Origin of the sequence: Sphingopyxis sp. MC1, from assembly GCF_000371385.1 — a bacterium.
Taxonomy (GTDB): Bacteria; Pseudomonadota; Alphaproteobacteria; order Sphingomonadales; family Sphingomonadaceae; genus Sphingopyxis; species Sphingopyxis terrae.
In genome coordinates this window covers 1-13,366 of the sequence record NZ_AOUN01000015.1, presented here as the reverse complement: position 1 = coordinate 13,366, position 13,366 = coordinate 1, and the positions used below count along the sequence as shown (strand labels likewise).

General features: G+C 64.6%; 12 protein-coding genes. 7 read left to right on the top strand and 5 right to left on the bottom strand.

The annotated features are described in order from the left end of the window. Nucleotides 1-169 precede the first annotated feature (169 nt). The gene (locus tag EBMC1_RS14545; RefSeq protein ID WP_040590526.1) at nt 170-2,104 is read left to right on the top strand and encodes an isoaspartyl peptidase/L-asparaginase; all 1,935 of its coding nucleotides are present in this window, start codon (nt 170-172) and stop codon (nt 2,102-2,104) included. Further along, complete coding sequence (locus tag EBMC1_RS14540) at nt 2,104-2,550, top strand: Lrp/AsnC family transcriptional regulator (protein WP_040590524.1); 447 nt, start codon at nt 2,104-2,106, stop codon at nt 2,548-2,550. The genes EBMC1_RS14545 and EBMC1_RS14540 overlap by 1 nt, the downstream gene beginning before the upstream one ends. A gap of 29 nt (nt 2,551-2,579) precedes the next feature. On the opposite strand, the gene EBMC1_RS14535 is transcribed toward EBMC1_RS14540, so the two are convergent. Together EBMC1_RS14535 and EBMC1_RS14530 are read right to left on the bottom strand one after the other, a co-directional pair. Continuing rightward, nucleotides 2,580-4,226, bottom strand: coding sequence for a sulfatase-like hydrolase/transferase (locus EBMC1_RS14535; RefSeq protein WP_003049396.1), 1,647 nt, complete (start codon nt 4,224-4,226; stop codon nt 2,580-2,582). 19 nt (nt 4,227-4,245) lie between these two features. Next, nucleotides 4,246-4,893, bottom strand: a complete 648-nt coding sequence (locus tag EBMC1_RS14530; RefSeq protein WP_003049393.1) for a hypothetical protein — start codon at nt 4,891-4,893, stop codon at nt 4,246-4,248. A gap of 122 nt (nt 4,894-5,015) precedes the next feature. On the opposite strand from EBMC1_RS14530, the gene EBMC1_RS14525 reads away from it, so the two are divergent. Both EBMC1_RS14525 and EBMC1_RS14520 read left to right on the top strand, forming a co-directional pair. Continuing rightward, nucleotides 5,016-5,660, top strand: coding sequence for a TetR/AcrR family transcriptional regulator (locus EBMC1_RS14525; RefSeq protein ID WP_003049391.1), 645 nt, complete (start codon nt 5,016-5,018; stop codon nt 5,658-5,660). Beyond that, nucleotides 5,657-6,595, top strand: a complete 939-nt coding sequence (locus EBMC1_RS14520; protein ID WP_003049388.1) for a formylglycine-generating enzyme family protein — start codon at nt 5,657-5,659, stop codon at nt 6,593-6,595. The genes EBMC1_RS14525 and EBMC1_RS14520 overlap by 4 nt, the downstream gene beginning before the upstream one ends. On the opposite strand, the gene EBMC1_RS14515 is transcribed toward EBMC1_RS14520, so the two are convergent. The 3 genes from EBMC1_RS14515 to EBMC1_RS17945 form a co-directional block, all read right to left on the bottom strand. Next, nucleotides 6,515-8,347 carry a sulfatase-like hydrolase/transferase gene (locus tag EBMC1_RS14515; RefSeq protein ID WP_003049385.1) on the bottom strand — a complete coding sequence of 611 codons (1,833 nt, stop codon included), beginning with the start codon at nt 8,345-8,347 and terminating at the stop codon, nt 6,515-6,517. The two genes, EBMC1_RS14520 and EBMC1_RS14515, sit on opposite strands and share 81 nt — an antisense overlap. Then, nucleotides 8,344-9,357, bottom strand: a complete 1,014-nt coding sequence (locus tag EBMC1_RS14510) for a glutathione S-transferase N-terminal domain-containing protein (protein WP_003049382.1) — start codon at nt 9,355-9,357, stop codon at nt 8,344-8,346. The genes EBMC1_RS14515 and EBMC1_RS14510 overlap by 4 nt, the downstream gene beginning before the upstream one ends. A 110-nt stretch (nt 9,358-9,467) precedes the next feature. Further along, nucleotides 9,468-10,595: a hypothetical protein gene (locus tag EBMC1_RS17945; RefSeq protein ID WP_003049375.1), complete on the bottom strand. Its 1,128-nt coding sequence runs from the start codon at nt 10,593-10,595 to the stop codon at nt 9,468-9,470. Nucleotides 10,596-10,735: 140 nt separating this feature from the next. Here EBMC1_RS17945 and dcm point away from each other — a divergent pair, with 140 nt between their 5' ends. The 3 genes from dcm to EBMC1_RS14485 are packed head-to-tail and all read left to right on the top strand — an operon-like array spanning nt 10,736 to nt 13,350. After that, nucleotides 10,736-11,998 (top strand): DNA (cytosine-5-)-methyltransferase, encoded by a 1,263-nt coding sequence (gene dcm, locus EBMC1_RS14495; RefSeq protein ID WP_003049372.1) that lies wholly within the window; start codon nt 10,736-10,738, stop codon nt 11,996-11,998. Then, on the top strand, nt 11,991-12,434 hold the full coding sequence (locus EBMC1_RS14490; protein WP_003049369.1) for a very short patch repair endonuclease: 444 nt from the start codon (nt 11,991-11,993) through the stop codon (nt 12,432-12,434). The genes dcm and EBMC1_RS14490 overlap by 8 nt, the downstream gene beginning before the upstream one ends. A gap of 4 nt (nt 12,435-12,438) precedes the next feature. Continuing rightward, complete coding sequence (locus EBMC1_RS14485; protein ID WP_003049366.1) at nt 12,439-13,350, top strand: type II restriction endonuclease; 912 nt, start codon at nt 12,439-12,441, stop codon at nt 13,348-13,350. The last annotated feature ends 16 nt before the right edge of the window (nt 13,351-13,366 follow it).

Below are 13,366 nucleotides of genomic sequence, written 5' to 3'. Positions count from 1 at the left end.
CTGTCTGCGGCGCGAATCGGCGCCCCCAATGCCCTGTCACGAGACGCGCCCTATCAGCCAGAACGGACCGAAAATTTCAATCATTATGACTAAAACAGGAATCATATTGTCATTTTTCGTGTCGATTATGTAACATCCATCGATCAGAGTTGCCGAAGGAGATATGCCGATGCCGCCGATCAGACTGTTCAAATGGATCGCCGCACTGCTGTCCGCGCTCCTTCTCGCCGCACCGCTTGCGGCGGCGGCGAAGGATCAGCCCTACGAACATTATGTCTATGGCGCGCTGAACACGCCGACGCCGGGTCCGGTATCGGGCGGACTGCTGCTGATGGGCGGAGGCGATCGGAATATCGACGCGATGAAATGGTTCTTCGGCAAGGCCGGCAAGGGCCACATCGTCGTCCTCAGCGCGTCTTACGGCAAGGAAATCGGCGAGGAATTCTATCGCGACATCGGCGGCATCCAGTCGGTCGAAATCTTCGTTTTCCACGCGCGTTCGCAAGCGACCGACAAGAAGATTCTCGACCGGCTGCGCAAGGCCGACGGCATCTTCATCGCCGGCGGCGATCAGTCGCGCTATGTGCGCTTCTGGCGCGGCACGCCGGTCAACGAGATCATCGACGCGCATGTCGCGGCGGGCAAGCCGCTCGCCGGGACCAGCGCCGGCCTCGCGATGCAGGGCGAAAAACTCTATGGCGCGATGGACGACGGCAGCATCAAGAGCCCCGAAGCGCTCGCCGATCCGCTCGGCCCCGCGAACACCATCGAAGGCGATTTCCTGCACCTGGCGCTGCTCAAGGGCGTCGTCACCGATACGCATTTCAAGGAACGCGACCGGCTCGGCCGCCTTTTCGCCTTCGTAGCCAAAGCGCAGGTCGGACGCGCTGCCGACGCGCCCGCGATGATCGGGCTCGGCGTCGATGAAAGCGCCGCGCTCGCGGTCGAACCCGACGGGTCGGGGCGCATCTATGCGACCGCACCCGACGGCTATGCCTGGGTCGTCGACGGATCGGGGCTGCGCAACGTCAGCGACCGCAGGCCGCTCGATGCGCCGCGGGTCAAGGTGACGGGGGTCGGGCCGGGCTCGGTCGTTCACCTGCCCTCGGGCCGCGTCGATGCGCCGGTGTTCGTGCGCAACTACGCCGCGCGCGCGGGCGAACTGGTCGAGGTGCCGCGCTGGTCGCTCGCGATCCATGGCGGCGCCGGGGTCATCAAGCCCGGCTCGCTTACCCCCGACAAGGAAGCCGCCTATCGCGCCGGCCTCGACGCCGCGCTGCGCGCCGGATCGGCGGTGCTCGACAGGGGCGGCCCGGCGCTCGACGCGGTCGCGGCGGCGGTGCGCGTGCTCGAGGATAATCCGCTGTTCAACGCTGGCCGCGGCGCCGTGTTCACCGCCGAGGGCACCAACGAGCTCGATTCCGCGATCATGGACGGCGCGACGCTCAAGGCCGGTGCCGTCGCGGGCGTCACGCGCACCCGTCACCCGATCGACCTCGCCCGCGCGGTGATGGACAAGAGCCCGCACGTCCTCTTGGCGCGCGACGGCGCCGACCGCTTCTCGGTCGAACAGGGGCTCGAACAGGTCGACCCCGCCTGGTTCCGGACCGATCAGCGGTGGCAGCAGCTGCTCGCCTGGCGCAAGAAGCATCAGGCCGCGCTCGACCCGACGCACCTGTTCGGCACCGTCGGCGCGGTTGCGATCGATGCCGACGGCAATCTCGCCGCCGCAACCTCGACCGGCGGCATGACGGGCAAGCGCTGGGGCCGCATCGGCGATTCGCCGCTCATCGGCGCGGGCACCTATGCCAGCAACGACCAATGCGCGGTTTCGGCGACGGGATCGGGCGAATATTTCATCCGCGAAAGCGCGGCGCGGCAGGTCTGCGACCGCGTCGCGTGGAAAGGCGAAAGCCTGAACGACGCGGCGCAGGCGACCATCGCGGCGGTCGGTGCGATCGGCGGCGACGGCGGTCTGATCGCGATGGGCCCCGACGGCCGTCCGGTCTTTGCGCTCAACGACCTTGGCATGTATCGTGGCCGGATGACGGCCGGGGCGGAACCACAGACGGCGATCTTCGCTGACGAGGCATGGGCGGACTGATGGCGCCGATGACCGTCAGTCTCGACGAGATCGACGATCGCCTGCTCACCCTGCTGCGCGACGATGCGCGCCAGACCATCGCACAGCTTGCGAAGGAACTCGGCATCTCGCGCGGCCAGGTCTATTCGCGGCTCGCGCGGCTGGAAGAGGATAATATCGTCGCGGGCTATACGGTGCGGCTGGGGCAAGCCTTTGCCGCCGGCCGCGTCCGCGCCCATATGATGATCAAGACGCTGCCGCGCTATCATCGCGAGGTCGAGGCCGCCCTCGCCGGCTTCACCCAGGTTCAGGCGATCCACGCGATCAGCGGCGAATATGACATCATCGCGATGCTGGAGGCGGAGGACAGCGCCCTGCTCAACGAACTGATCGACGAGATCGGCCTGCTCGACGGGGTCGAACGCACGACGACGTCGGTCATATTGGTGACCAAGATCGAACGCTAACCCCTTCCCTCCGGCCGGGGCCGGACGGTTCAATTGGTCCAGTAGATATAATCCTGCCCGTCCTTCCACGGCGCGTTGAGCGGCACGTCGATCCGCACCGGCCCCTCGATCAGCCCCGGCCAGATCGGCTTGGCCATCCCCTTGTTCTGCGCCTCGATCATCGCGCGAAGCTGCGCGACGCGCTGCGGCTCCTGCGCCGACACGTCATGCTGTTCGGTCGGATCGACGGCGAGATTATAGAGGCGAACCTTTTCGGGCCGCTTCGTCACCTGCAATTTCCAGTCGCCCGCGCGCACGACGCGATAATCGCCCGAACGCCAGTACATCGCCTGGCGATGCGCCGGCCCGGCCAGGATATTCTGGCTGTCGACGATGCGATCGGTCGGCACCTTCGCCCCCGCCGCGGCGGCGATCGTCGAATAGATGTCGATATGCCCGGTCACGTCGGCACGGGCAGACCCCGGCGCGATATGGCCCGGCCAGCGCATGAAGAAAGGCGTGCGGATGCCGCCCTCGAAGAAGGTCGCCTTCCATCCACGATAGGGCGCATTGAGGTGCGGGATGCCATTGTACCAGGCCCCGCCATTGTCGCTGGTGAAGATGACGAGCGTATTGTCGTCGATCCCCGCCTGCTTGAGCTTCGCCATGACATCGCCGATGCGGCGGTCGAGCTGCGCGATCATCGCTCCGTAAACGCGCGTCTTGTGGTCCTTGATCTGCGGCAGCCGGTCATATTCCTCGCGCGTTGCCTGCAACGGCGTGTGCGGCGCATTGAACGCCAGATACATGAAGAAGGGCCGGTTCTTGTTCGCGTCGATCGCCTTTTCGGCTTCGGCGGCGAAATAGTCGGTCATATGCCCTTGGGGATGAAAGCGCTTGCCGCCGTTGAAAGTCACGGCATGGCGCAAATTGGCCCAGATGAAACGGTCGATCGGATCCCACGGCAGCTTGGCGTTGACCGTATCGGGATCGTCGTCGGGCAGGAATTTCGCGCCCCCCGCCAGAATCGCGAGGCTTTCGTCGAAACCCTGCGCATTGGGCTGCAAGCGCGGCGCTTCGCCCAGATGCCATTTGCCGATGTGGATGGTGTGATATCCCGCCGCCTTCACCGCCTCGGCGATGGTGATCTCGCTCGGCGGGACGCCCATGTCGGGATAGTCGGGGATATCGTCGGTGATCAGTTCCTTGTGGAATACGGCCTTCAGCGGACCAAGGCCGCCGCCATGCGCCAGATTCTCGGCAAAGGCGGTCGGCACCGCGGTAAATTCGAAACCGAAGCGCGTCGGATAGCGGCCGGTCATCATCGCCGCGCGCGACGGCGAACAGGTGGCGTTCGCGGCATAGGCGGTGGTGAAGTTCAGCCCCTGACGTGCCAGCGCGTCGATGTTGGGCGTCTTGACGATCCCGCCTGCAACGCCGCCGCCGTTCAGGCTGATGTCGTTCCAGCCCAGATCGTCGGCGACGATCAGGATGATATTGGGCGGACGCTTGGTCCCCGGCGCGGTGACGGGGGCCGCACCCGGCCCCTGCTGCCAGACTACGGCGTGGTTCGGCTGCACCGGGTCGCGCCAGTCCTGGATCATCCCGGGCAGACGATATTTATTCTCCTGAAAGCCCCAATAGCCGCCCGCGCCGATCAGCGCGACGACGCCCAATGCAATCCAGCGTTTCTTCATCGGTCCCCTCCGGCCCCCTCTAAGCCCATGTCAAAAGCGCGATATGCGCAAGCGCCGCAGCGAGTGCGAGCCCCAGCCCCACCGTGACCCGCGGGCTGGCATAAAAGGCGATCTGTCGCTGCGTCGGGAAAGAGAAGGTCGTCTCGATCCCCAGCGTCTTGTTCGGATGCACGGCGCGAAAGGCCGGATCGGCCGCCATGCGGATCAGGTCGCGGCGGCTGCGGTATCGCATCGTGCCGACCAGCGACCAGCCGGGGTCGGCGGGTGTGTTCCACGCGTCGATATAGCCGCCGACCTTGGCGCCGACATAGAGCGGATGCCCGCCGCGCGCGATCAGCCCGCGCACGAAGGGGTCCGAATAGCGGCGCAGCCATTCGCTGCCCGCGCGCGTCTCGCCGCTGGCGGGATCGGTGACCTGGCCGGGCCGCGTGCGGACAAGATTGACCATGACGAATTCGCGTCCGTCGTCGTCCTCCAGAAAGGCGCGCAGGCGGGCGCTGTCGTTGCCCGTTTCCTCCATGCGATCGCCGAGCGTATCCAGAAAGGCGTCGATCTCGGCGCGCGTCAGCGGCCGGCGGAACCCGTCGTAGAACAGCAGGAAGGCGAGCCAGAGCAGCAACGCGCCCGCCCAAATCGCGCCGACAAGAACAGCCTGCTCCCCCATCATCCCCCCGACTCTTCGGTTGCCCCGAAACTATTGGCACTATATGTGTCATTATATCGGGCGCGGCGCAAGATGCTTCGAAGCGGGCATTGACCACGGCGCCAAGCTGCGCCAGCGGGGAGGACATGACGACAACGGCGAAAGCGGAGGGCGAGGCAAAGGCGAATCCGGCAAGCGTGACGCCCCGGATCGATGGTCGGCGCGAACGCAGCCGGTCGAGCCACAAGCGCATCGTCAAGGCGATGATGGAACTGATCGCCGGCGGCGACCTGATGCCCAGCGCGGCGCGCGTCGCCGACGAAGCCGGGATCGGCATTCGTACCGTCTTCCGCCATTTCGACGATATGGATTCGCTCTATAGCGAGATTTCGGCGACGATCGCCGAACGGGTGATGCCGATCGTCACCGCCCCCTATCTCGACAACGACTGGCGTGCGAACATGCGCGACCTCGCCCGCCGCCGCGTCCGCGTGTTCGAAACGATGCTGCCGTTCCGGCTCGCCGCCAATATCAAACGCTACCAGTCGCCCTTTCTGATGGCCGAATATGGCCGCGTCATCACGGTCGAGCGCGAACTGGTGATGCGCCTGCTACCCGCGCCTGTCCTTGCGAACAAGGTGGCGGCGGAGGCGCTATGTGCCACCCTCTCCTTCCAGAACTGGCGCGCGCTGCGGCACGACCAGGGCCTGCCGGCCGAAGAAGCGGGGACCGTCACCGCGCATATGGTCGAAGCGCTGCTTGCCGCGCTTCCGCAAGGCGGCGATCGGTGAAGCGCGGCGCGGCGCTGATCGCTTTCGCCGCGCTGGGCGCCCTGGCCGCATGCGGCGCCAAAAAGACCGAACAGCATGCCGAGGCGCAGACTCCGACGTGCCCGCCGATGCCGGCGCGCGACTATGTCTGGATTCCCGGCGCGACCTTCACCATGGGCGCCGACGCGACGCTGCCCGAAGAGGCACCGGCGCGCGAGGTTACGGTCAAGGGCTTCTGGATGGCGACGCACGAGGTGACGAACGCCGAATTCGCCGAATTCGTGAAGGCGACCGGCTACAAGACGCTTGCCGAGAAAGACCCGCCGAAACTGCCCGGCGCGCCGCCCGACATGCTGATCCCCGGATCGGCGGTGTTTACCGCGCCGACCGACGGCAATCCCAACTGGTGGCGCTGGGTCGTCGGGGCCGAATGGCGGCATCCCGAAGGGCCGAAGACCGGTATCGCCGGCCGCGACCGCGATCCGGTGGTCCAGGTCGGCTACGACGACGCGCTCGCCTATGCGCGCTGGAAGGGCAAGGCGCTGCCCGACGAGGCGCAATGGGAGCTTGCCGCCGCAACCGGCGGCGCGCGCCGCGATGTTCCCGTCGATGCAAACGGCAAGCCGACCGCCAACTATTATCAGGGCGTATTCCCGGTCCGCGACCTCGGCACCGACGGCTTCAAGAGCCGCGCGCCCGTCGCCTGCTTCCCCGCCGACAAGCACGGCGTCCACGACCTGATCGGCAATGTTTGGGAATGGACGGCAAGCGCGATCGACCCCGACCGCAATGTCATCAAGGGCGGCAGCTTTCTGTGCGCGGCAAATTATTGCGCGCGCTATCGCGCCGCCGCGCGCCAGTTTCAGGAACGCTCGCTAGGTACCGATCATGTCGGCATTCGCCTGATCGACACGGCGCGCCCGCCGCCGCCGGACGAAAAGCCACACGAGGGCTGACAGCGCGACGATCGCCCCGCCGAGAATCAGTCCGGCCTGAATCGCCCGCTTGCGGCCCTGTTGCCGCCACGCATAAAGGTTGATCTGTTCGTCGGCGGTGTAGCCCGCCGGCATTTCGAGCACCTGGTTGGTCTTGGCGAACGCCGCATAATCGGCCTTCATCGCCGCAAAACGATCGGGCATCGCGGCGGCCAGATCGTGCGTTTCGCCGGGATCGCCGGCGATGTCGAACAGCCGCCATTGACCATCGCCCGTCGGCGGCAGATTGCGCACCAGCTTGTAATCGCCCCGGAACAGCGCGGCATTGCCCGACAGTTCATAACCGATCGGCGCGTCGCCATGAACGCTGCCTGCGCCGCCCGCCAGCATCGGCACCAGACTGCGCCCGGCGATCGGCTCGACCGTCCGCCCGCCCCAGCTGCCGCCGTGACCCGGCACGCCGGCGAGGTCGGTCAGCGTCGGGACGATGTCGGTGACATGCGCGAGCCCGTTCGAGATCGCGCCCGCGCGCACCTGCGGATGGCCGGGCCAGGCGATGATCAGCGGTACGCGCAGCCCGCCCTCGGTCGCGCTGAACTTGTATCCCGACAGCGGCGCCGCCGCGGCGCTCGCCCAGCCCGGACCGATGGCGCTGAAGCTGTGGCGGCGGCCGATGTTGCCGATCGAGGTGTCATACTCCATCCCCAGGAACAGCCGGTTGCGCAGCCGGTTATAGGGGTTGGTCGGTTCGGGGCCATTGTCCGACAGAAAGACGAAGATCGTATTGTCGTAATCGCCCGTCGCCTTCAGATGCGCGACAAGGCGCCCGATCTCGCGGTCGGCGGCGGTCGCCATCCCGGCATAGGCCTGCATGACGCGGATCGCCGCCTTGCGTTCGTCGCCGTCCAGCTTTTGCCAGTCGGGCGTCGTCGCCATCGTCACCATCGGCGCGCCCGCGGGCATGATGCCGAGCGCCGCGGCGCGCTTGGCCCGTGCGGCGCGCAGTGCGGTCCAGCCTTCGCGGTACATCGCCTGATAGCGCGCGATATCGCTGTCGGGCGCCTGCACCGGAATATGGTTGGCAAGGAAATTGACCGACGCGAAAAACGGCTTTCCGCTCGCGCGGTCGGCGTCGATATAATCGATCATCTTCTGGACGACGAAGCGCGACGAATAATAATCCTTGGGCAGCACCCCCGGTTTGCCATTGTCGGTCCAGTTCGCCTTGTCATACAGGCCCTTGATCGGCTCCTGATCGAAATTGTCGGCGCCCGCATCGGCCAGGCTGAAGGCGCGGTCATAGCCGCGCGCTTCGGGAAGCCGCGTCGGATCGCTGCCCAGATGCCATTTGCCGGTCAGATAGGTGCGATAGCCCGCCGCCTTCAGCATTTCCGCGATCGTGACGACGCTGTGGTTCATCACCGTGTCGTACCCCGGCTTGCCGCGGTGCGCGTCGGGGATCGTTTCGGGCATATTGCCCAGCCCGGCGCGGTGGTTCATCACCCCCGTCTGCAGCATCGCGCGCGTCGGCGAGCAGGACCCCGACACATGGAAATTGGAAAAGCGCATCCCGGCATGGGCCAGCGCGTCGATGTTCGGGGTCGCGAATTCGGCCCCGAAGGCGCCGACATCCGAAAAGCCCCAGTCGTCGGCCAGCAGGATGACGATATTAGGATGGCGCGGCGACGCGGGCGCGGTCGGCGCCGCGGTCTGCGCGGCCAGCGGCGCCGCGACCAGCGCGGCGGCGACCCCGGCGGCGAGCGCGCGCCTCATGCCGACACCAGCGCGGGCAGGCAGCCCGTCCGCTCGAGCAGCGGATCGACCGCGCCGCGCGCCGCGTCGTTCAGCGCCGCGTAGCGCATGCGCAGGTCGGCAAGGCATTTCGCCTGATATTTGAACACCCCCTGGTCATAGCCATGCCCCATCGCCTCGAACCGCATCATCGCCTCCCCCTTTTCCAATGCCGCCGCATTCGCCCGCAAGAAGGGCAGATAGACCGCGCCCGCCACCGCCAGCAGCGCCTCGACCACGGGCGGCAGCGGCGCATCGGCCGCGTCCCATTCGCCGTCGATCCCCGACATGTCGTCGATGTGCGAAAGCCAACGATAGGCAAAGGGATAGTCGGCGCGCATCATCGCCTGTGCCGTCGGATCGACGCCGAGCTGCGACAATTGGCCGAACAGGCCGAATTCGGCGAGCGACGGCCGCGTGCCGAACAGGCAGTGCCGGTCCTGGACATGCGTCTCCAGCGCCGCGAGCACCGCGCGGGTCGACGCTTCGATCAGCGGGAAATTCGCGGGCGTGCAGCCGACGATCGCCATGCGCCCCACCTGCCGCTCGCGAAAGCTCGCCGCAAAGCGCTCGCGCTGTTCCGCCCCGCCGCCCTTGAACGCATCGAAGGCCAGCCAGCGGCTCATCTGCAGCTGGTCGACCTCGGCCAGCCAGCGATAGCCGAACATCGCCTTGGTCAGCCATTCGTCGGCGAAATCCTCGATCAGATGCGCCAGAAAGGCGCGCGCGGGATCGGGCGGCACCACCGAACGGCTGCCCGGATGGCGATCCTCGAGCAGATAGAGGAGCGGGGTCGAATCATTGTGCCAGCTATCGTCGGGAAAGCGCACTACCGGGATCACCGGCGCGCGGACATGCGCCAGCGCCCCGCCCTGCGTCGCGGCGCCATGGACCCAGATATGCGGCAGGCGGCGATAGCGCATCGCCGCGCGAATCTTCATCGAATAGGGCGAACCCAGCGCGCCATGCACCTCATAAGGCCGTTCGCTCACCCGTCCCTCCCATGTTTTGGCATATGCTATGCCAATATATCGGCGAGCGCAATGGGCGGCATCTCCTCCCGCCGCACGGACGGATCAGCGGGCGCGGCGAGCGCGGCCCCTCATTCGCGCGCCGCCGCCTCCGCCGCCCGCGCTTCGCGGGCCTTGCGCGCCTTGCGCCACGACGGGCGCGTCTTTACCGCGGCCACCCCGTCCGCCGCCTGCGCCGGCACCGCGCCGGTCAGCGGCACCGCGGGCGTCAGCGGCACCGCCGGCGTCGGCCGCCCCGCCGCCTCCTCGGCCGCGATCCACGCCAGATAGGCTTCGGGGATCGTGTCGCCCGCCGCGATCCAGTCGGCCTCGCCGGCAAAGCGCTGCGCTGGCTCGCCATCGACCGGCGGCCCGTCGAACATCTGCATCGGCCCGTGATAGGGCGCGTCATGGTCGCGCAGCGACACCATCGCGGTGCCCGGATCGTCCAGCTGCGCCGCGATCGCGTCGACCCCGCCCGCGTCGGCGGCGGCGATCAGCGCGCGCTGCCGCTCGGCCAGCGCGAGCAGCGCCGCGTCGATCTCTGCCTGCGCCTGCGCGTCGAGCGCCACCCCGTCGAACCCCTCGATCAGCGCCGCGGCATCATCCTGAGCCGCGACCCCATCCCCGTTCGTCCCGAGCGAAGTCGAGGGACCGTGAATCACCGTCCGCACCGTCGTCGTCGAAGCCTCCGCCACCGCACCCGCGGCGTCCCCGACCTCCGCTCGTCCTGAGGAGCCGCGCAGCGGCGCCTCCAAGGACCCGGCTCCCGCGCTCGCCCGCGTCGAGAAATAGTTGATCGTCGTCCGCTTGCCGCCCGCATCCTGCCCATAGTGGCGCAGGCAGAACATCAGCAGCGCGTCATTATGCTTGCGCCGAAACCCCATCAGCTTGCCGCCGACGAAGACGGGCACCAGATAGCCGTCGATCGCGCGCTCGAACGCAATATCCTTCAGCCGCGCGACCCCGAAATCAAGCGCCGCCTCCCACGCCCGCCGAAAGCTCTCCGCGCCGGGCGCGCGCCGCAGCGTATAACAATTCGCCTGCGCCATATTGACCATGGCGGCGGCACGGCTGACCGACCCCGTATCGGCGAGCGCCGCGATAAACGCCCGCTGCCGCTCGGGCGTCCACCCATCGTGCCGGTACTTGCGCGGCACCGGCGTAAAGTCGGGAAGCGGCGGCCGCGCCTCCTTCGCGATGGGGGTGCGGTTCTGCATGATGCGTCCTCCTGTTAGCCAAACAGGACAGGATATGACGCGGCGGAGGAATGTAGGAAAGCGATTTTGTTTACATTTTGTTCTTGCGTTCTGGGACTCTTCTTGGCATTTTGCCAAAAATCGACCCAGAGGAGCATAATATGACCGAAAGCCTGTCCTTCCACGAGCTTCGGCAGCGCCTCGGCATGTCGGTCGATGAAGTGGCCCGAGAGCTGGAATGCGATCTAAGCACGGTGTACCGTTGGGAGCGCGGCGAAACTGCACCCAAGGCGCACATCTACCGCTCGCTGGAATTGATCGGCAGCCTCAAACCCAAGCCTGTTCAGGACGCACCTGCGGGGGATCTCTCATTTCGCTTTGTCGATCTTTTTGCAGGTATTGGCGGGCTGAGAATCGGATTCCAGAGCATTGGCGGTCACTGCGTTTTCACGTCCGAATGGGACAAGAATGCGCAAGAAACCTATCGTAAGAATTTCCGGGACAATCACGAACTTCACGGCGACGTTCGACAGTATTCGGAGAACCCGGACCTGATCCCCGATCATGACGTCTTGCTCGCCGGCTTCCCTTGCCAGCCATTTTCTATTGCCGGTGTGTCGAAGAAGAATGCCCTTGGCCGACCTCACGGCTTCCTGTGCGACACACAAGGCACGTTGTTTTTCGATACCGCGCAAATCATTGCCCATCACCGGCCAGCGGCATTCGTGCTGGAGAATGTGAAGAATCTCGAAAGCCATGATGGAGGCAAGACGTTCGCGACGATAATGAACGTGCTCGAGAACGAGTTGAAGTATAATGTGCAGGCAAGGGTTATCAGTTCAGCGCCATGGGTTCCGCAGAAACGCGAGCGCATTTTTATCGTTGGATTTCGCGAGAAGACCGACTTCAACCTGAAAACGCTCGAAATCCCTGATGCATCGAAGGGACCAAAGCTTGGCAGCATCCTGGAAAGACACGAGGATGTCGACCCGAAGTACACGCTTACGCCACGTCTTTGGGAATACCTGCAGAAGTACAAGGAAAAACATAGCTCGAAGGGAAACGGGTTCGGGTACAGCCTGTTCGGCCCCGACGACGTCGCCCGAACCTTGTCGGCCCGCTATTACAAGGACGGCTCCGAAATCCTCATTGATCAGCCCGGCGAACGTCCGCGGAGGTTGACCCCAATGGAATGTGCCCGGCTGATGGGCTTCGATCGCGGTGAACGGCGGTGGAAGATCGGTGTATCAGACACTCAAGCCTATCGGCAATTCGGGAATGCCGTCGTTGTTCCGGTAGTCGAATTTCTCGCCAACGCCATGAAGCCATATCTGGCGACAGCGCTGTCTAATGATGCACATCTCCCGGAAGAAGCCGCTCCTGACGTGGTTCAGGTCCGACCGATGGCAGAAGTCGATGGCTGATGTCGTAACCCCGGAGGTGCGTAGCCGAATGATGGCTGGGATCCGGGGTAAGAATACCAAGCCGGAAATGCTGATCCGACGAGGGCTTCATCGCTTGGGCCTTCGCTTCCTGGTCCATGACAAACGCCTGCCAGGGAAACCGGATATGGTTTTTCCGAAGTGGCAGGCGGCAATATTCGTGAATGGCTGCTTCTGGCACGGGCACGATTGCCGCCTTTTCAAACTGCCCTCCACGCGAACAGAGTTTTGGCGGGACAAGATCTGCGCGAACAAGGAACGTGACCGTATGGTCATCAAGAGGCTCGAAGACACCGGGTGGCGGACCCTGACAATCTGGGAATGTCAAATCAAAGGGCGCTCTACCGAAGAAATCGAGTCCGTTTTAGTGAACTGCAGGAATTGGTTGACCGACGAACCTGTTTCGGCTCACCAATAGAATTATGAAGCGGGGGCATCTTTCCGAGTATTTTTCAGGTATCGCGGTCAAGCGCCTGAGTGCTGTTGAAACGCGCCCTGCCGCTTCGAATCAGCATGAATTCAATGCGTCCGCCGAATTGAAAAAACTGCTCGGCAACGACGATCAGAAGGATATTCCGACAAAATTTCTCTGGATCGGGCATGAGCAGGAAACCGTCGAAACCGAGGGCTTTGTAACCTGGTATGACGCACGGCGTCGACATCCGACCCGCTCGGAATACCGACTCTATTATCCGAGTAACGACGTTACGGCGATGATGGATGAAGGTGACGCCTTCTTCTTGGCCAAGCGGAAGAGCGATGACTGCCTTGTCATCATCACACCCAGCGACAGCACGATGTACAACCAGCTTCTCTGGTTATTCGGGATCGATGTGCAATCGCAGTTCCATTTCAACTATCAGAAAGTCGGCGGGAATTCGGACGCCGAGTTGGATTTTGTCAGCCGTTTCATTCTTGAAGCGCTGGAAATCGATCCCGAGGAGCCGGAGGGCGCAGATCTCGACCGACTTATCGAGCCTTTCGGTCTTTCTATGCCCAAGGCACGCCATCTTTCAGAGCTTGCACGCAATTCCCTTAATCTCCCTAATGTCCCTGAGGAACCCGATTTAGCCCTGATGGCCTGGATGGAGCGGGAGGATCAGCTATTCCGGCGTCTTGAACGGAAAATCGTTGCCGAGCGTTTGCGTGCGGGTTTCAAGACAAAGAACGGCGAAGACGTCGATGGCTTTATCTCGTTTTCGCTGAGCGTTCAGAACCGTCGCAAGTCACGGGCTGGCTTGGCTCTTGAAAGTCATATCGAAGCGTTGTTGAACGCTTTCGAGATCAACTATTCTCGCGGCGCGATAACCGAGAACGGCAACAAGCCCGACTGACGTGCTCCCCTGATTG

Bases quoted from the DNA above. Each gene is read 5' to 3' on its own strand.
- EBMC1_RS14545 (WP_040590526.1), top strand. From the start codon at position 170: ATGCCGCCGATCAGACTGTTCAAATGGATCGCCGCACTGCTGTCCGCG.
- EBMC1_RS14540 (WP_040590524.1), top strand. From the start codon at position 2,104: ATGGCGCCGATGACCGTCAGTCTCGACGAGATCGACGATCGCCTGCTC.
- EBMC1_RS14535 (WP_003049396.1), bottom strand. From the start codon at position 4,226: ATGAAGAAACGCTGGATTGCATTGGGCGTCGTCGCGCTGATCGGCGCG.
- EBMC1_RS14530 (WP_003049393.1), bottom strand. From the start codon at position 4,893: ATGATGGGGGAGCAGGCTGTTCTTGTCGGCGCGATTTGGGCGGGCGCG.
- EBMC1_RS14525 (WP_003049391.1), top strand. From the start codon at position 5,016: ATGACGACAACGGCGAAAGCGGAGGGCGAGGCAAAGGCGAATCCGGCA.
- EBMC1_RS14515 (WP_003049385.1), bottom strand. From the start codon at position 8,347: ATGAGGCGCGCGCTCGCCGCCGGGGTCGCCGCCGCGCTGGTCGCGGCG.
- EBMC1_RS17945 (WP_003049375.1), bottom strand. From the start codon at position 10,595: ATGCAGAACCGCACCCCCATCGCGAAGGAGGCGCGGCCGCCGCTTCCC.
- dcm (WP_003049372.1), top strand. From the start codon at position 10,736: ATGACCGAAAGCCTGTCCTTCCACGAGCTTCGGCAGCGCCTCGGCATG.
- EBMC1_RS14490 (WP_003049369.1), top strand. From the start codon at position 11,991: ATGGCTGATGTCGTAACCCCGGAGGTGCGTAGCCGAATGATGGCTGGG.
- EBMC1_RS14485 (WP_003049366.1), top strand. From the start codon at position 12,439: ATGAAGCGGGGGCATCTTTCCGAGTATTTTTCAGGTATCGCGGTCAAG.